Origin of the sequence: Rhodoferax ferrireducens, assembly GCF_049302455.1 — a bacterium.
GTDB classification, from domain to species: Bacteria; Pseudomonadota; Gammaproteobacteria; order Burkholderiales; family Burkholderiaceae_C; genus Rhodoferax; species Rhodoferax ferrireducens_B.
Map to the genome: position 1 here is coordinate 1 of NZ_JBAQMD010000013.1, position 17,272 is coordinate 17,272.

The window sequence follows — 17,272 nt, forward strand, 5'->3', positions numbered from 1 at the left end:
TCCATACCAATGCAAATGTCAAACTTCTACTGTCACCCCGGCACAGCCGGGGGATTACCTATTGGATTTAGTAACAATGGCAGGACTATAGTCCAGCCACGCTGATCGAACAAGCGTAATTTCCCGCAGGCCCGCACCCAGCACCCTGCATCAGAGCGACCCCACCGACCCGCAAGGTCAAACCCAACGAGGAGCAACCGAATGAAAATGTCGACCACCCTGCTGCTGAGCAGCCTGACCCTGGCCACCAGCGCCGTTCTCGCTGCTGACCAGCCTGTCATTGGCCTGATCACCAAGACCGAAACCAACCCGTTTTTTGTGAAGATGAAAGAAGGCGCACAAGTTGAAGCCAAGAAGATGGGGGCCAAGCTGCTCAGCGCCGCTGGCAAGGCGGACGGCGACACCGCGGGCCAGATCACCGCGATTGAAAACATGGTGGCCGCCGGTGCCAAAACCATTCTGATCACCGCCAGCGGCGATGCCATTGGCCCGACGGTGAAAAAAGTGCAGGCCAAAGGCGTGCAGGTGATTGCGCTGGACAGCCCGTTTGAAGGCGCTGATGCCCTGTTTGCCACCGACAACTACAAGGCGGGTGTGCTGATTGGCCAATATGCCAAGGCCGCTTTGGGCAACAAGCCGGCCAGGATTGCCATGCTCGATTTGTTCCCTGGCCACCCGGTGGGTGCGCAACGCCACAACGGCTTCATGACCGGCTTTGGCTTGAAGGCCAATGATGCCAAGTCCAATGAACTCTCCAAAACCGCAGAAACGGTTTGCGCCGGCGACACCGACGGCAATCAGGCCAAGGGCCAGACCGCCATGGAAAACTGCCTGCAAAAGAACCCCGACATCAACGTCGTCTACACCATCAATGAACCCGCTGCTGCCGGCGCCTACAACGCGCTGAAGAAAGCCGGCAAAGAAAAAGGCGTGCTGATTGTGTCGGTGGACGGTGGCTGCCAGGGCATCAGAGACACGGCCCGCGGCATCATCACGGCCACTTCGCAGCAATACCCGCTGAAGATGGCCGCCATGGGCGTGGCCGCTGGCGTGGAATACGCCAAGGGCGGCAAGAAGGCCTCTGGCTACACCGACACCGGCGTGACCCTGATCGCGTCCAAGGCTGTCGCCGGTGTGGACAGCGTGGACACCAAAGTCGGTATGGATCTGTGCTGGGGCAATAAGTAAGCTGTCAACAGCTTAAAAAAGACCGTCATTGCAAGGCGCGCAGCGACGCGGCAATCCAGGCGCTCATGGATTGCCGGGCTGCGCTCGCCATGACGAAAAAACGATTCTTTGGCACTTCAAAAGTCTTGCCCCCAAATTTTCCTACGGAGACTGTGATGTCCACGACACAAAAGCGCAATATCCCTTGGGGCGCCCTGGGGCCCTGGCTGGCCCTGGCTGTCACCTGCCTGTTTTTTTCGACCCAGTCGGACCGGTTCCTGAGCGGCGAGAACCTGTCACTGGTGTTGCAGCAAGTGATGGTGGTGGGCGTGCTGGCCATTGGCCAGTCCCTGATTATTTTGACCGCTGGCATTGACTTGTCCTGCGGCATGGTGATGGCACTGGGTGGCGTTGTCATGACCAAATTCGCCGTCAATTACGGCATGGACCCTTATGCGGCCATCGTCTGCGGCTTGACCGTGACCACGGGCTTTGGGCTGATCAACGGCCTGTTGGTGACGCGCTTGAGACTACCGCCCTTCATCGTGACGCTGGGCACCCTCAACATTGCCTTTGCCATCACCCAGATTTACTCTGAATCGCAAACCATCACCAACCTGCCCGCTGCCATGACCACGCTGGGCAATACCTTCAATCTGGGTAGCACCGAGGTCAGTCTGGGCACCGTGACCATGCTGTTTCTGTACGCACTGGCCTGGTTTGTACTGCGCGAAACCGCCCCGGGACGCCATTTGTACGCGGTCGGCAACAACCCCGAGGCGGCGCGTCTGACAGGTATCAACGTGGACCGTGTGCTGCTCTGGCTGGCCTCTTTTATGGCATTGCGGCCATGCTGTCGGTGGCGCGCACCGGCGTGGGCGACCCCAACGCCGGGCAAACCGAAAACCTGGACGCGATTACCGCGGTGGTGCTGGGTGGCACCAGCCTGTTTGGCGGTCGCGGCATTATTTTGGGCTCATTGGTGGGCGCGGTGATTGTGGGTGTGTTCCGCAACGGCCTGACCCTGATGGGCGTGGCCTCGGTGTACCAGACATTGATCACCGGCATTTTGGTGATTCTGGCCGTCGCTGCCGACCAGATGTCTCGCAAGGGAGCACGTTGATGAACACTTCAGCAACAAGACCATTGATCATGCAGGCCAAAGGCATCGTCAAACGCTACGGCCAGGTGACCGCGCTGGACGGCACCGACTTTGAACTACGCGCGGGTGAAATCATGGCCATCATTGGCGACAACGGGGCCGGCAAATCATCGCTGATCAAGGCCTTGTCAGGTGCCACCGTGCCCGATGAGGGTGAATTGCTGCTCGACGGCAAGCCGGTTCACTTCAAATCCCCCATCGATGCCCGCCGCGCTGGTATCGAGACGGTTTATCAAGACCTGGCCGTGGCCCCCGCCATGAGCATTGCGGAGAACCTGTTCCTGGGTCGCGAACTCATCAAGCCCGGCTTTCTCGGCCAAATGTTGCGCCTGCTGGACAAGAAAGAAATGCTGGCGCAGGCGATTGCACGCATGCAGGAACTCAAGGTTGGCATCCGCTCCATGACACAGGCGGTGGAAACCCTGTCGGGTGGCCAACGGCAGTGCGTGGCCGTGGCCCGCGCGGCCGCCTTTGCCCAGCACGTAGTGATCATGGACGAGCCCACCGCCGCGCTGGGCGTGAAAGAGGGCAACATGGTGCTGGAGCTGATTCGCCGGGTGCGCGACAAGGGCCTGCCGGTGATTCTGATCAGCCACAACATGCCACACGTGTTTGAGGTGGCGGACCGCATCCACATCCAGCGCCTGGGCAAACGCGCCGCGGTGGTCAACCCCAAAACCATCAGCATGAGCGACACCGTGGCCGTGATGACCGGCGCCAAGACGGTGGACGAGTTGCCCGCCAACGCCCACGCCTGAAAGCCCGCCATGCTCAAAGGAATCAACCCCCTGCTCACCCCCGAGTTGCTCAAAATCCTGATGGAAATGGGCCACGACGACGCGCTGGTGCTGGGTGACGCCAACTTCACCGCCATGCGGTTTGCCGCAGGCAAGCCGGTGATGCGGCTGCCGGGCACGTCCATGGCGCACGTGATGCAGGCGATCACCTCGGTGTTGCCACTGGCGGCTGACGTGGCTCATCCGGTGGCTTTCATGCAGGTCAGCGGCACAGAGCCCCCTGCCCTGTCGGCCCTGCAACGCGAGGTGCTGGCGCTCGTCAAGCCTGAGCTGCGCAGCGGCCAAAGCGCAGAGCCCCTGGAGCGCTTTGCGTTTTACGAGCGCGCTCGCGCGGCCTACGCCTATGTGGTGACCGGCGAACTGCAACCGTTTGGCAACTTTATTTTGCGCAAAGGTGCCATCGGCGAAAATCTACGCCCATGACACCCCCGCGCCCCGCCCCAACCGTTGAAGCCCCTGCCCTGCTGCGCCCGCGTGGCTCCAACCATGTGGGCATGCGCCAGTTCAATGAGCGGGTGGTACTGCAGGCGATTCGGCTCAACGGCAGTCTGCCCAAAGCGGATTTGGCGCGTCTTACCGGCCTCACCGCGCAAACCATCGGACTCATCACCACCCGACTGGTCGAGGACGGTTTGATTCTCAAGCAAGACCGCGTGCGCGGGCGCATTGGGCAGCCGTCGGTGCCGCTGTCGCTCAACCCGGACGGCGCGTTTGCCATTGGCATCAAGATTGGACGGCGCAGTGCCGACTGGTTGATGGTGGACTTCTGCGGCCAGGTGCGCCAGCGCCAAAGCCTGGACTATGCGTTTCCCGATGCCCATTCGCTGCTACCCGACATCAAGGAGCGACTGCAGGCCATGGGTGATCAACTCGGTGCCTTGAAAGACCGCCTGGTCGGTGTGGGCGTGGCGGCCCCTTTTCAATTGGGCGGCTGGCACAAGATGCTGGGCCTGTCCGAGGCCCAGTCAGAGACCTGGAACCAGATTGACTTGCGTGCCCAAGTGCAGGCCATGACCAACACACCCGTCAGCTTTGCCAAAGACACCTCGGCTGCTTGTGTGGCCGAACTGGTGGCCGGGCGCGGGCGCGACCTGAAGAACTTTTTATATGTGTTTGTCGACACCTTTGTGGGCGGCGGGCTGGTCATCAACTCGCACTTGCATGGCGGTTTACACGGCAATGCGGGGGCGGTGGCCTCGCTGCCCTGCGGCATGGCACAGGGCGACACAGCGCCCACACAACTGATTCACCATGCGTCGCTGTGGGAACTGGAGCAGCGTCTGACGGCCCGGGGGCTGGACCCCCACGCCGCCTATGACGACCGCGCCCTGGCGACACCGTTTGAGGCTGAAACCCAGGCCTGGCTCAAGCAGGCCGCCAACGCGCTGGCCCACGCGGTGGTGAGTGGCACGGCATTTCTGGACATCGACGCGGTGGTGATCGACGGCTCGTTTTGCCGACCGCTGCTGGCCCTCCTGATCGCGCAAACCCAGCAAGCACTCAAGCGCTACAACTGGGAAGGCCTGTGGCCTGCCAACGTGATCGCGGGCAATGTGGGCCCTGATGCCCGCGCGCTGGGCGGCGCGCTGATGCCGCTGCACGCCAACTTTGCGCCCGATCAGGACTTGTTCTTGAAAGTTGGCGCTTAAGCTGATTCTTGCCGGACGAAAAAAAGATTCTTCGTTGGGCCGCGTGCCGGACCTGCCCGCTGGTAGCGCCGGCGCGGCGCGCAAGTCGGGGATTTCCCAGTTGAGCGAGCGGGTTGCGCCGGTGACCCAATCGGCCTATTCTTCAGGCTGATGGCGCAACAAGCGCAACACCTCAGCGGAGGACTCCATGAACCAGTCAAACACAAAAATGCAGCGTCTGGCCGTTATATTTGTGTTCGCCAACCTGCTGTTCAACTACCCCCTGCTGGCGCTGTTCAACCGCGCCGTCATGCTGGGCGGCATCCCACTGCTGTATGTCTATGTGTTTGTTGCCTGGGCCTTGCTGATCGGCCTGCTGGCGCTCGTGATCGAGAGGAGATAGCGCCATGGGCAGCGAAGGTCGGACCCCACTGCCGGTCTTCGAGGACTGAATCATGTCGGCCTGGGTCATCATTTTCGCCGTCGCAGCCTATCTGGGACTGCTCTTCTTCATCGCCTACCGCGGCGACAAGGCGGCCGATGCCGGGCGCAGCCTGATCGCCAGCCCCTATGTGTATGCCCTCTCACTTGGCGTCTATACCTCCGCCTGGACTTTCTACGGCAGCGTCGGGCGCGCCGCCACCAGCGGTATTGGCTTCCTTCCGGTCTATCTCGGACCCACCGTCATGATCGCCCTGTGGTGGATGGTGCTGCGCAAGATCATCCGAATCTCCAAGGACAACCGCATCACATCGCTGGCCGATTTCATTTCATCACGCTACGGCAAGAGCGCGGCGCTGGCCGGATTGGTCACAGTGATCGCCTTGGTCGGCGTCACACCCTACATTTCGCTGCAACTGAAGGCGATTTCCACCAGCTTCGGCATCCTGCGCAGTTACCCCGACATCCTGTTGCTGGCACCGCCGCAGCCGCCGCAGAGCATCTGGCACGACACGGCGTTTTACGCGGCCCTGATCCTGGCGGCGTTCACCATCGTTTTCGGCACCCGCAAGATCGACGCCGCAGAGCGTCACGAGGGTCTGGTGGCCGCGATTGCCTTCGAGTCGCTGGTCAAGCTGCTGGCCTTTCTGGCAGTCGGAATCTTCGTCACCTGGGGCATGTACGACGGCGTGCGTGACATCTTCGCCCGTGCCGCGCAAGTGCCGCGCATCGCTGAAGTCTTCACCATTGGCGGCTCGACCGAGGCCTATCGCGGCTGGACCTCGCCCGCCGACGCTGCCACTCGGCTGGCGTTGGCACCGGGCACAGTCATGGACATCTACCACAGCTGGGCCGAGCTGTTCTCGACAGCCTTCGTCGGGATGCTGGCCATCATGTTCCTGCCGCGCCAGTTCCAGGTCGCCGTCGTTGAGAATGTCGACGAGGCACATCTGAACAAGGCGATCTGGCTCTTTCCCCTTTACCTCTTCCTGTTCTCCCTCTTCGTCCTGCCAATCGCCATGGGCGGCCTGTTGCATTTTGGCACCAGCGTCAATCCTGATGCCTTCGTCCTGACCCTGCCCCTGGTCGGGCAGCAAAAAGCACTGGCGCTGCTCGTCTTCCTCGGCGGCTTCTCGGCCGCCACCGGCATGGTGATCGTCGAGAGCATCGCGCTGTCAACCATGGTCTGCAACGACCTGGTCATGCCGATTTTGCTGCGCATCAAGGCGCTGCGCCTGACCGAGCGCGCCGATATCTCCGCCCTGCTGCTGGCGATCCGTCGCACCACCATCGTGCTCGGCATGCTGCTCGGCTACAGCTACTACCGGCTTGCCGGTGAGGTTTACGCACTGGTGTCGATTGGCCTCATTTCCTTTGCCGCTGTCGCCCAGTTTGCCCCGGCGCTGCTGGGCGGCATCTACTGGAAGGGCGGTACGCGAAGCGGCGCACTGGCCGGGCTCGGCGCCGGCTTCCTGGTCTGGGCCTATACGCTGATGCTGCCGGCTTTCGCCCGCTCCGGCTGGCTGCCCATGGCGCTGCTGGAATACGGGCCGTTTGCCATCGCGCAGCTGCGCCCGCTTGCCCTGTTCGGCCTGGAAGGGCTCGACGAAATCAGCCACGCCATGCTCTGGAGCATGCTGGCCAACGTCGGCGCCTACCTGACGGTGTCGATCATGAGCGGGCAGAGCCTGGTCGAACAGACGCAGGCGGCGTTGTTCGTCGACGTATTCAAGCATGGCCGCGACGCCGAGAGGGTCTGGCGCGCGAGCGGCTCGTTGCTCGATCTGCATACGCTGATGGTGCGTTTTCTTGGCGCCGAGAACGCCCGCCAGGCGCTCGTCGCCTACGCCCGCCAACGCGGCCTGGAATGGCCGCAGGAGATCGACGCCGAGCTGTCGCGTTACTGCGAGGCGCAACTGGCGGGCGCCATCGGCACCGCCTCGGCACGGGTCATGATTGCGTCAGTGATCGAGGAAGAACTGCTGCGCGACAGCCTGACCGGTCTGCCCAACCGCGCGCTGCTTCTGACCCGCATCGACGATGCCATGAAACGCATCCAGATCGAATCCAGGCGCGGCTTTGCGCTGGTGTTCCTCACGCTTGACCGCTTCCGCACGATCACCGACAGCCTGGGCGGCGCCTACGGCGACCAGTTGCTGATCGCCATCGCGCAACGCCTGAGTAGCGGCCTGCGCCCCGGTGACACGATCGCCCGCATCGGCGGCGAAAGCTTCGCCATCCTCCTCGACGAAACCAAGGACGCAGAGGTGGCGGCACGTTATGCCGAGCAGCTGCAATCTGCGCTGGCGGTCGGCTTCAACCTGGAGGGGCATGAACTATTCACGACCGCCAGCATCGGCATCGTTCTTGGCCACTCGGGCTACGTCGACGCCGGCGAGCTGCTGCGCGACGCCGAGACGGCCAGCCACAACGCCGAGCGGCGCGGCGGGGCGTGCTACGAGTTGTTCGCCGCCGATATGCGCGAGCGTGTCGTCGCTCTTCTCGAAATGGAAACCGAGTTGCGCCGGGCAGTGGCGCACGGCGAGGAATTCCTTGTCTATTACCAGCCCGTGGTGTCGCTGCAAACGGGCCGGCTGGCGGGTTTCGAGGCCCTCGTTCGCATGCGTCGCCCCGATGGCAGACTGGTACCACCGAGCGAATTTATCCCGCTCACCGAGGAGACCGGCCTCATCGTCTCGATCGGTCGCTGGGTGTTGACCGAGGCCTGCCGCCAGATGCACAGCTGGCAGCAACGCTACCCGGATCACCCGCCCATGCAGATCAGCGTCAACCTTGCCGGGCGGCAGTTCACCCAGCCCACCCTGCTGCAGCAAATCGAAGCCGCGCTGGCGGAAACCGGCCTGGCCACCAGCAGTCTCAAGCTCGAAGTGACCGAGACCCTGCTCATGGCGCACGCCGAGGAGGCGGCGGTGGTGCTGGAGAAATTGAGCGCCCTTGGGATCAAGCTGCTGATGGACGACTTCGGCACCGGTTATTCATCGCTGTCCTACCTGCACCGTTTTCCGATCAACACACTGAAGATCGACGCCTCGTTCGTGCGTCGCATGGACGTTGACCACAAGAGCGCCGACATCATCCAGAGCATCGTCACCCTGGCCCACGCCCTGAACATGGACATCATTGCCGAGGGGGTCGAGAATGCCGCGCAGTTGGCACAGTTGCGCGCGCTGCAGGTGGAATACGGGCAGGGCTACCATTTTGGCCAACCGCTCGATGCGGCGGCGGCCGAAGCGATGATCGTCGCCCGGCCGCTCTGGTAGCGAGCTCCCGGGGGATTGCGCCCGCCATCGTCTCTACAATCCTGTCCCGTGAACGATACAAACCGCACCCAACCGACCTCCCCTGACAACCCAAGCCTTGCGCGCCAACCCCGCATCCGGGGCCGCGCGCCCGAGGGCGTGGCCTTTCCGAAAGAAATCAAGAGTTTTGTACGCCGCGCCGGTCGCACCACCACCGGCCAGGCCAAGGCCCTGGAAGACATGGGGCCCCAATTCCTGTTGCCCTACCAAACAAACGCTATTGATTTTATAGCTACTTACGCAGACGCGACGGGGGCTAGGGGCCAAAATGATATAAATCCTGGGCCAGTCATCCTGGAAATCGGCTTCGGCATGGGCGAAGCCACCGCCCATATCGCGGCCCTGATGCCGGAGAAAAACTTCCTGTGCTGCGAGGTGCACGAGCCTGGTGTGGGTGCGCTGCTCAAGCGCATTGGCGAACAAGGCTTGCGCAACATCCGCATCGTGGCGCACGACGCCGTCGAGGTCATCGACCACATGCTGCCGCTGCAAAGTCTGGATGGCGTGCACATCTTCTTTCCCGACCCGTGGCACAAGAAAAAACACAACAAGCGCCGCCTGATTCAAAGCGCCCTCATTGCCAAGCTGGCCGCACGACTGAAGGTCGGCGGCTACATCCACTGCGCCACGGACTGGCAGCCGTATGCCGAGCAAATACTGGAAGTGCTGAGCAAGGAGCCGCTGCTGAAGAACACGGCCACGCAAAGCCACCCGGAGCTGGCAGGCTACGCGCCCAAGCCCTATTACCGGCCGCTGACCAAGTTTGAAAACCGCGGCATCAAACTCGGGCACGGCGTGTGGGATATCGTGTTTGAGCGGGTCTGACTTCATCAAACCGCCCGCCCGCAACGGCGTCGGGCCCAGCTGCATCGGGCTGCCCGCTGGCGCCTGGCCCACCACCCTTGATTTTTTGACTGAGCGCTTTCCCGCCATCCCTCGGGACGTCTGGCACCAGCGCATGGCGCAAGGCGATGTGGTCGATGAGCACAGCGTTCAGCTCGCGCCCCACAGCGCCTACCAGGGCCACAGAAGGGTCTACTACTACCGCGCTGTGCCGGATGAGCCGCGCATTCCGTTTGATGAGGTGATCCTGTTCCAGGACGATCAGTTGATCGTGGTCGACAAGCCGCATTTTTTGCCGGTGATGCCCTCGGGCGGCTACCTGGCAGAGACCGTGCTGGTGCGACTGAAGCAAAAACTGGGCATCGACACGCTGGTGCCGGTGCATCGCATTGACCGCGACACCGCCGGGCTGGTGATGTTCTCCGTGCAGCCCGAAACCCGGGCCGCCTACCACGCGCTGTTCAGCCAGCGCAACGTCGAAAAGACCTACGAGGCAATTGCCCCGTGGCGCGAGGGTTTGGCGCTACCGATGACGCGTCAAAGCCGCATCGTGGAGGCAGGCCACTTCATGCTGCAGCACGAGGTGAGCGGCCCGCCCAATGCCGTGACCCGGATTGAGGTGTTGCAAGTGCGCGGCGGCCTGGCCCGCTACCAGCTTCAACCCGTCACCGGCAAACGCCACCAGTTGCGCGTGCACATGGCGGCGTTGGGCCTGCCGATTCTGGGCGATGGCCTGTACCCTACCCTCACGCCCGAAGGACAAGTCGACTACGCGCACCCGCTGCAACTGCTGGCCCGGCGCATTGAATTTGTCGACCCGGTGAGCGGGAAAGTCCGGCAGTTTGAGAGCCGGCGCAGCTTGATGAGCCTGGCGTGACGCTCCTTATTTGATTCGAGCCTGACCCCCTTCCTTATCATCGGCAGAATGCAACTTTTTTTCCCTCAGGCCGGCCAACAGGCGTCGCGGCTCATCGTCTGGCTGATCGGCTTTTTTGCCTTTCTGAATGTCTACTCCATGCAGGCGGTGCTGCCCATGGTGATGCAGGATTTTCACGCCTCACCCGTGCAAGCCGGGTTGACGGTGGGGGCAACCGTGCTGGCGGTGGCGCTCGTGTCTCCCTTCATGGGCATGCTCTCCGACGCCTTCGGACGCAAAGTCATCATCTGCGCCTCCCTGTTCGCCCTGACGGTGCCGACGGCCCTGATCCCTGTGGCCGGTAGCCTGAACGCGCTGATTTTTCTGCGCTTCCTTCAGGGGCTGGCAGTTCCTGGCATCGTGGTGGTCCTGATCGCCTACCTGTCCGAAGAATTCCATTCGGGCGGGGTCGCCCGTATGACCGCCACCTATGTGGGCGGCACGGTCATGGGTGGCTTTTGCGGCCGTTTTATCACGGGTCACGCCGGTCATTTGTTGGGCTGGCGCGGTGCGTTCGTCACGCTGGCCCTACTGAATCTTTTTGGGGCTTTGCTGGTGCTGTGGCTGCTGCCTCCCTCACGTTACTTTGTTGCCAACCGAAATATGAGAGCGGGGTTTGGCACGCTGTGGCGTCACCTGCATCACAAGCGACTGATGGCGGCTTGTGCTGTGGGTTTCTGCGTGCTGTTCTCGCTGGTGGGCACTTTCACCTATGTCAACCTGCACCTGGCATCAAGCCCTTTCAATCTCTCTTCCGCTGGCTTGGCCAATGTCTTCAGCGTCTATCTGGTGGGTGTTCTGGCGACCCCGCTGGCAGGGCCATATGTTGTCCGGTTCGGTTTCCTGAGGTCACTCCTGGGGGCGTTGGCCCTGTCCGCCGCTGGCTTGTCGCTGACCCTGTTGCCCTCCTTGACTGCGGTCATCATCGGCCTGACGGTGTGCTCAACAGGCGTCTTCATTTGCCAGTCGGCCACCCTCAGTGCGATCGCTCAAAACGTCAGCGAAGGACGCTCCCTGGCCACCGGCATTTACTACATGAGCTACTACGCGGGCGGCGCGGCTGGCTCATTGCTGGCTGGGATGGCCTACGAAGGCTGGGGTTGGGGCGGCTCGGTGCTGTCCATCGCACTGATGCAGGCGCTGGCCGCCGTCATTGCAGCGGTCGCCTGGCGTCAGCCAGCTCAAAGTGGGGCTTGAAATGCCATTGCCAAACCGCCAGGGATGACGCCTTGTCGGGTTATCAAACGCCCGCGATGACCGCTTCAATTTCTGCGAAGGTTCTCGCCATTTCGTGCCCGTGTAACTGCACCCCCAGCTGACGCGCAATTTGCGAGGCCGAAAATATTCCAAGCAAATATTGTTTTTCATCCTTGCCCTGGCCCACCACGATGGCGTGGACCCTGCCATCTGCTTTCAATGAGGCCACGATGTTCCCCACCGAAGCCTTCTTGACATCCTCAATATCCAGAGCATCCATTTTGTCGACAGGCACCATCACATCGGCAACGCGCAGCTCACTGCGCTTGGTTTGACGAGCTTGTGCCACCAGCACGGGCTTTTCCCCGAGAGCATCGACGGTCGTGATGACTCCGACGATGTTGTTGGTCTCCCCGACCACAAATAACAACCTCACGCCGCGCACCAGCATGGAGTGGTTCGCTTCATCCAGAGAGGCGTCTGCGTTGATGGTGGCCGAAGGTACCTGTGAAAGGTCGGTCATGACAAGAATGGCGGCAGAATCGACGTTAACGACTGGCGGATTGAATGCCTCCAGCAGATAACAACCCTTGGAGGAAACCGATGTCTTTGGCAGGGGCCGGAATTGCGCGTCTTCGCTCATGTTTGCACCTTGGAGTAAATGGATTTTTCGATTAGTTTTGGAGGTCTGTCATTCCGTGTCAGCGGTCATTCACAGCGAAATCGCAACCAGCTTCTTTTGGCAAGCTGCTTTGCGGCGCTTCACGACCATTTTCAAACGGTCAAACAGAATGCCGAGGGTAGCTACGTAACTTGTTGTCGTCAACCGGTCCGCATCGGCTTGCCGCCGGATGCTTTGGACATTCTCTTTCCCAAGCTGTACCCGCAGGCTGCGACGGTTGTGCTGGAGGGGTGGCCTGGCCGGGCAGGCGTTTGTCAATTGGCCAATGGCGTAGCTTGTTCTCGCGCTGATTCGAGCCTGTCCCCTTATCCGCGTCACTTGAGGCTCTTGCTCAACACAACGCTTCGATAGACCTTGCCCGACCACTGGACCCAGCTGACTCGGCGGTAGCCCAGGCCTTCATAGAGCTCGATAAGGTGAGTTGCCTGCTCCGCAGTGTCCATTGCGATCTCGTGGAATCCACCTTCGAGCGCCCAGGTTTCGGCGGCCGTCAGCAACGCGCGGCCAATTCCGTGACCCTGCAGTGATGGCTCGACTGCAAATTGATGCGCTGCGGCGACTCCGAGCCGCGTGAAATACTCGCACTCGTTGGTCTTGTAGGTTGGCTGAGCGACGATGGTTCCCGCGAGCGCACCTGACCATTCCGCGATGAAGCACTGTCCACCACTCATTCTCTTTGCAGTAACGTCGGTCGATTGATCGACGGCTGTGTAATTCAGGCCCATGTCGCCAAGACGAGCGTACGCGCGGTGGAGCAGGAAAGTGATCTCGACGACTGAGTCGGTGGATGAGAAGGGGCGAATTTGGAGCATGCGAGAGATGATGGTTCTGGTGACGCCTTACGTTACCCGAAGGGGTGAGTCTGCGGATTCAGCGTGGCGCGGCGTTCAACCAACGCAAATCGGTTGATGTGCAAAATTGGAATGTTTAATCTTCGGATGCAGCATAACCAAATCCAGACATAGCCACCGTGTTTAAACGTATAGAAGCTATTCTAGTAATAGCAAATAAATAATAAAAAATGGCATTGAAGTGCATTCAATGCACATATAAGCCGGCGACTATTCCAGAACCGCCAGCATTTCCGCACCCCATGCAATCGACCCTTCCTCCAACAGAATGCCTTTTTTCAGGATCATGTGGTGGATGCGGGCCTCGCGGGACAAAGGCTTGCCGTGCAGAAAGTCGCGCTGCTCGATGGCGCGGTAGTGCGCCAGTTTTTCCTGGTGCAGGGCGATGCGCCGGCGCAGTTCGGCGCGTAAATCGATCTCGCCCAAAGCGGCGTCGGCGCGCAGTTTCACCATGAACTCGTCGCGCAAGTCCATGGGCGCGGAGGGTTCGCGTGCCCAGCGTGCGAGCTCGGCGCGGCCTGCGCTGAGCACCCGGTACTCGCGCTTGCGGGTCTTGCCGGCGTCGGGTGCGCTGCTGGACTCGATCCACCCGGCCGCTTCCATGCGGGCCAGCTCGCGGTAAATCTGCTGGTGCGTGGCGTGCCAAAAATAGCCAATGGACTTGTCAAAGCGGCGCGCCAGGTCGTAGCCGGAGGACGACTTTTCAATCAGCGAGGTCAATACGGCGTGGGCTAATGACATGGGAATTTGGACATGGGAACTTGGCGGCGCGGCAGGGATTTCTGTCAGCCAGTCTAAGCGCATGAGCACAACTATGCAACTGGTTGCATAAAATTCTGAGTTGCCATAAACTGCGCAACTGGTTGCATAGTTGCCCCGCGCAATGGACTTGTTGCAGCCTTTCGACCACCTTGACCTTTTTGAATGAGGACGACGCCATGAGCACCTACCCCCACCTGTTGGCCCCGCTCGACCTGGGCTTTACCACCCTGCCCAACCGGGTGCTGATGGGCTCGATGCACGTCGGGCTGGAAGAAGCCAAAGACGGCTTTGCCCGCATGGCCGCGTTCTACGCCGAACGCGCGGCGGGCGGTGTCGGCCTGATCGTGACCGGTGGCATTGCGCCCAACGACCGTGCCCGCCCGATGCCGGGTGGCGCACGCCTGACGACTGAAGAAGAAGCCGCCAAACACAAGGTGGTGACGCAGGCCGTGCATGACGCCGGCGGCAAGATCGCGATGCAAATCCTGCACTTCGGCCGTTACGCCTACCACCCCGATTTGGTGGCGCCCAGTGCCTTGCAGGCCCCGATCAACCCGTTCCGGCCCAACCCGCTCTCTACCGACGAAGTCGTGCAAACCATTGACGACTTTGTGCGCTGCGCGGCACTGGCGCAATCGGCGGGTTACGACGGTGTCGAAATCATGGGCTCCGAAGGCTATCTGCTCAACGAGTTCGTCGCCGCGCGCACCAACCAGCGCGATGACGAATGGGGCGGCAGTTATGACAACCGCATTCGCTTTCCGGTCGAGATCGTGCGCCGCACACGCGAGCGCGTCGGCAAAAACTTCATCATCATCTATCGTCTCTCGATGCTTGACCTGGTCGAAGGCGGCTCCACGCTGGACGAGGTCGTGCAACTGGCGCAAGCGATCGAGGCGGCCGGTGCCACCATCATCAACACCGGCGTGGGCTGGCACGAGGCGCGCATCCCCACCATTGCGACCAAAGTGCCACGTGCTGCCTGGGCCTGGGTGACGAAAAAGCTCATGGGCAAGGTCGGCATTCCGCTGGTCGCCACCAACCGCATCAACACGCCCGACGTGGCCGAGCAATTACTGGCCGACGGTTTCTGCGACATGGTCTCGATGGCGCGCCCCTTCCTGGCCGACCCATTGTTTGTGCGCAAAGCCGAACAGGGCAAGGCGGACGAAATCAACACCTGCATCGGTTGCAACCAGGCCTGCCTGGACCACACGTTTGGCGGCAAGATCACGTCCTGCCTGGTGAACCCGCGCGCTTGCCATGAGACGCTGCTCAACATCGTGCCCGCCAAGACGCGCGGCAGCATCGCGGTGGTGGGTGCAGGCCCGGCCGGTTTGGCCTTTTCCACTACCGCCGCGCAACGCGGCTTTGAGGTCACACTGTTTGATTCCGCCTCCGAGATTGGCGGCCAGTTCAACATCGCCAAGCAGGTGCCGGGCAAGGAAGAGTTTGTCGAGACCCTGCGCTTCTTTGGCCGCCAGATTGAACTGACAGGCGTGAAGCTGAAACTCAAAACCCGCGTTGCTGCGCCGGAACTGGCCGCTGGTGGCTACACGCACATCGTGCTGGCCACGGGTGTCACACCGCGCACACCGGCCATCGAGGGCATCGATCATCCGAAAGTGGTGGGCTACCTGGACGTGCTGCGTGACAAGTGCGCCGTGGGCCACACCGTGGCACTGATTGGCGCGGGCGGCATCGGCTTTGATGTGGCTGAATTTCTGCTGCACAGTGGCACCAGCCCGAGTCTGGACCCGAGCAAGTTTTTCGCCGAATGGGGCGTGGACACCAGCTACAGCACGCGCGGCGGCTTGACCGCACCACACATTGAAAAAAGCCCACGCAAGGTTTACCTGCTGCAGCGCAAGACCAGCAAGGTGGGCGACGGCCTGGGCAAGACCACCGGCTGGATTCACCGCACGTCACTGAAGAACCGCCAGGTCGAGATGATGGCGGGCGTGACTTACCGCAAGGTGGACGACGCCGGCCTGCACATCACCGTGGGTGAGGTTGACATGACCATTCCCGCCGACACCGTGGTGGTCTGCGCCGGCCAGGACCCGCAACGCGAATTGCAGGCCGCGCTGGTGGCCGCCGGCTGCAGCGTGCACCTGATCGGCGGCGCCGACAAGGCCGCCGAACTCGATGCCAAACGCGCCATCAAACAGGGCACCGAGCTGGCCGTGGCACTGGAAGGCGCAGGCACAGGGGCCGACACCGCGCCCGCTGCGAAACAGCAACAAGGCGTGCAGCCCGCCGTGGCGGCCTCGTTAAAAAAGTGGCACGCCATGGTGGCCCAAGGTGATGTGAGCGAGCTCTCCAGCATCCTGCACCCCAAGGCCGTCTTTCGCTCGCCCATGGCGCACACGCCGTACGCCAGTGCGCAGGCGGTGCAACTCATTTTGGGCACCGTGGTCAAGGTTTTTGAAGACTTCAGCTACCACCGTGAGTTGGCCAGCGCGGACGGCCTGAGTGTGGTGCTGGAGTTCAGCGCCCGGGTGGGCGACAAGGCGCTCAAGGGCATCGACCTGATTCAGTTCAACGCCGAGGGAAAAATCGTTGACTTTGAAGTCATGGTGCGCCCCATGAGCGGCCTGCAAGCGCTGGGCGATGAAATGGGCAAGCGTCTGGCGCCCTATCTAAGTGCCTACAAAGCTGCCAAAACCCAATAATCTGCAACCCGCATCGAGGAACAAGACATGAGCTACGAGACACTTTCCGTCACTCTGGAAAACCACATCGCCATCGTGCGCCTGAACCGGCCCGAGAAGGCCAACGCCATGAACGCCACCATGTGGCAGGAGATCCGCAAAGCGTTCCAGTGGGTCGATGAAACGCCCGAGGCGCGCGTGGCCATTCTGGAAGGCGAAGGCAAACTCTTCACCGCTGGCATCGACCTGCAAATGATGATGGGCCTGGGCCCGCAAATTCAAAACGAATGCGATGGACGCACCCGCGAAGCCTTGCGCCGCGTCATCCTCGATCTGCAGGACACGCTGACCAGCCTGGAGCGCTGCCGCAAACCGGTGTTGGCTGCGATTCACGGCGCCTGCGTCGGTGGTGGCATTGATCTGATCACCTGCGCCGACATGCGCTACTGCTCGGTCGATGCCTACTTCACCATCAAGGAAATCGACATCGGCATGACCGCCGACGTGGGTACGCTGCAGCGCCTGCCGCGCCTGATTGGCGAAGGCATGGCACGCGAGCTGGCCTACACCGGCCGCAAGTTCAGCGCCGACGAAGCGCGTGAGATGCGCTTGGTGAATCGGGTGTTTGATTCGCGTGAGTCGCTGCGCGCCGGCGTGCTGGAGATTGCTACCACCATCGCAGCCAAGTCGCCGCTGTCGATTCGCGGCACCAAGGAAATGATTACCTAGTGCTTGACAGAAAACCCGTCAACCCCAGCAACGGCGCGTGTTTTCACGGTTTTCATCGAAGTGAAGATTTTCCAAAAACCATGCTTTGAGCTGGTTTTGCGTCAAATACCGGGGCAATGCCCG

General features: G+C 61.5%; 14 protein-coding genes and 2 pseudogenes. 13 read left to right on the plus strand and 3 right to left on the minus strand.

Annotation, left to right across the window (positions count from 1 at the left end):
• Positions 1 to 201 precede the first annotated feature (201 nt).
• The 10 genes and pseudogenes from WA157_RS01610 (at position 202) to WA157_RS01655 (ending at position 11,471) form a co-directional block, all read left to right on the plus strand.
• On the plus strand, positions 202 to 1,188 hold the full coding sequence (locus tag WA157_RS01610; protein WP_422619291.1) for a sugar ABC transporter substrate-binding protein: 987 nt from the start codon (positions 202 to 204) through the stop codon (positions 1,186 to 1,188).
• A gap of 155 nt (positions 1,189 to 1,343) precedes the next feature.
• Positions 1,344 to 2,290, plus strand: a pseudogene (locus tag WA157_RS01615) (ABC transporter permease).
• Entirely contained in the window at positions 2,290 to 3,087 is a 798-nt protein-coding gene (locus WA157_RS01620; protein WP_422619292.1) for an ATP-binding cassette domain-containing protein, read from the plus strand. Before WA157_RS01615 ends, WA157_RS01620 begins: the two are co-directional and overlap by 1 nt.
• A gap of 9 nt (positions 3,088 to 3,096) precedes the next feature.
• The gene (locus WA157_RS01625; protein ID WP_422619293.1) at positions 3,097 to 3,549 is read left to right on the plus strand and encodes an RbsD/FucU family protein; all 453 of its coding nucleotides are present in this window, start codon (positions 3,097 to 3,099) and stop codon (positions 3,547 to 3,549) included.
• A complete protein-coding gene (locus tag WA157_RS01630) occupies positions 3,546 to 4,775 on the plus strand; it encodes an ROK family transcriptional regulator (RefSeq protein ID WP_422619294.1) in 1,230 nt (409 codons plus the stop codon). Before WA157_RS01625 ends, WA157_RS01630 begins: the two co-directional genes overlap by 4 nt.
• A 187-nt stretch (positions 4,776 to 4,962) precedes the next feature.
• Entirely contained in the window at positions 4,963 to 5,157 is a 195-nt protein-coding gene (locus WA157_RS01635) for a hypothetical protein (RefSeq protein WP_422619295.1), read from the plus strand.
• Between the two features lie 52 nt (positions 5,158 to 5,209).
• Positions 5,210 to 8,476 (plus strand): EAL domain-containing protein, encoded by a 3,267-nt coding sequence (locus WA157_RS01640; RefSeq protein WP_422619296.1) that lies wholly within the window; start codon positions 5,210 to 5,212, stop codon positions 8,474 to 8,476.
• Positions 8,477 to 8,590: 114 nt separating this feature from the next.
• Positions 8,591 to 9,340 carry a tRNA (guanosine(46)-N7)-methyltransferase TrmB gene (gene trmB / locus WA157_RS01645; RefSeq protein WP_422619303.1) on the plus strand — a complete coding sequence of 250 codons (750 nt, stop codon included), beginning with the start codon at positions 8,591 to 8,593 and terminating at the stop codon, positions 9,338 to 9,340.
• A complete protein-coding gene (locus WA157_RS01650; protein WP_422619297.1) occupies positions 9,327 to 10,235 on the plus strand; it encodes a pseudouridine synthase in 909 nt (302 codons plus the stop codon). Before trmB ends, WA157_RS01650 begins: the two co-directional genes overlap by 14 nt.
• 48 nt (positions 10,236 to 10,283) lie before the next feature.
• On the plus strand, positions 10,284 to 11,471 hold the full coding sequence (locus WA157_RS01655; protein WP_422619298.1) for an MFS transporter: 1,188 nt from the start codon (positions 10,284 to 10,286) through the stop codon (positions 11,469 to 11,471).
• A gap of 43 nt (positions 11,472 to 11,514) precedes the next feature.
• Here WA157_RS01655 and WA157_RS01660 read toward each other — a convergent pair whose 3' ends face one another.
• The 3 genes from WA157_RS01660 to WA157_RS01670 all read right to left on the minus strand — a co-directional run bounded on the left by WA157_RS01660 (position 11,515) and on the right by WA157_RS01670 (position 13,745).
• Positions 11,515 to 12,114: a CBS domain-containing protein gene (locus WA157_RS01660; protein WP_422619299.1), complete on the minus strand. Its 600-nt coding sequence runs from the start codon at positions 12,112 to 12,114 to the stop codon at positions 11,515 to 11,517.
• A gap of 353 nt (positions 12,115 to 12,467) precedes the next feature.
• Entirely contained in the window at positions 12,468 to 12,965 is a 498-nt protein-coding gene (locus WA157_RS01665; RefSeq protein WP_422619300.1) for a GNAT family N-acetyltransferase, read from the minus strand.
• A gap of 249 nt (positions 12,966 to 13,214) precedes the next feature.
• Complete coding sequence (locus tag WA157_RS01670) at positions 13,215 to 13,745, minus strand: PadR family transcriptional regulator (RefSeq protein WP_422619301.1); 531 nt, start codon at positions 13,743 to 13,745, stop codon at positions 13,215 to 13,217.
• Between the two features lie 197 nt (positions 13,746 to 13,942).
• On the opposite strand from WA157_RS01670, the pseudogene WA157_RS01675 reads away from it, so the two are divergent.
• The 3 genes and pseudogenes from WA157_RS01675 to WA157_RS01685 all read left to right on the plus strand — a co-directional run.
• Positions 13,943 to 15,961: pseudogene (locus WA157_RS01675) on the plus strand (FAD-dependent oxidoreductase); the annotation flags it as partial.
• Between the two features lie 66 nt (positions 15,962 to 16,027).
• On the plus strand, positions 16,028 to 16,441 hold the full coding sequence (locus tag WA157_RS01680; RefSeq protein WP_422619304.1) for a nuclear transport factor 2 family protein: 414 nt from the start codon (positions 16,028 to 16,030) through the stop codon (positions 16,439 to 16,441).
• Between the two features lie 27 nt (positions 16,442 to 16,468).
• Complete coding sequence (locus WA157_RS01685) at positions 16,469 to 17,149, plus strand: crotonase/enoyl-CoA hydratase family protein (RefSeq protein ID WP_422619302.1); 681 nt, start codon at positions 16,469 to 16,471, stop codon at positions 17,147 to 17,149.
• Positions 17,150 to 17,272 lie beyond the last annotated feature (123 nt).

Coding starts and splice junctions, on each gene's coding strand:
- WA157_RS01610 (WP_422619291.1), top strand. CDS start 202: ATGAAAATGTCGACCACCCTGCTGCTGAGCAGCCTGACCCTGGCCACC.
- WA157_RS01620 (WP_422619292.1), top strand. CDS start 2,290: ATGAACACTTCAGCAACAAGACCATTGATCATGCAGGCCAAAGGCATC.
- WA157_RS01625 (WP_422619293.1), top strand. CDS start 3,097: ATGCTCAAAGGAATCAACCCCCTGCTCACCCCCGAGTTGCTCAAAATC.
- WA157_RS01630 (WP_422619294.1), top strand. CDS start 3,546: ATGACACCCCCGCGCCCCGCCCCAACCGTTGAAGCCCCTGCCCTGCTG.
- WA157_RS01635 (WP_422619295.1), top strand. CDS start 4,963: ATGAACCAGTCAAACACAAAAATGCAGCGTCTGGCCGTTATATTTGTG.
- WA157_RS01640 (WP_422619296.1), top strand. CDS start 5,210: ATGTCGGCCTGGGTCATCATTTTCGCCGTCGCAGCCTATCTGGGACTG.
- WA157_RS01655 (WP_422619298.1), top strand. CDS start 10,284: ATGCAACTTTTTTTCCCTCAGGCCGGCCAACAGGCGTCGCGGCTCATC.
- WA157_RS01660 (WP_422619299.1), bottom strand. CDS start 12,114: ATGAGCGAAGACGCGCAATTCCGGCCCCTGCCAAAGACATCGGTTTCC.
- WA157_RS01665 (WP_422619300.1), bottom strand. CDS start 12,965: ATGCTCCAAATTCGCCCCTTCTCATCCACCGACTCAGTCGTCGAGATC.
- WA157_RS01670 (WP_422619301.1), bottom strand. CDS start 13,745: ATGTCATTAGCCCACGCCGTATTGACCTCGCTGATTGAAAAGTCGTCC.
- WA157_RS01685 (WP_422619302.1), top strand. CDS start 16,469: ATGAGCTACGAGACACTTTCCGTCACTCTGGAAAACCACATCGCCATC.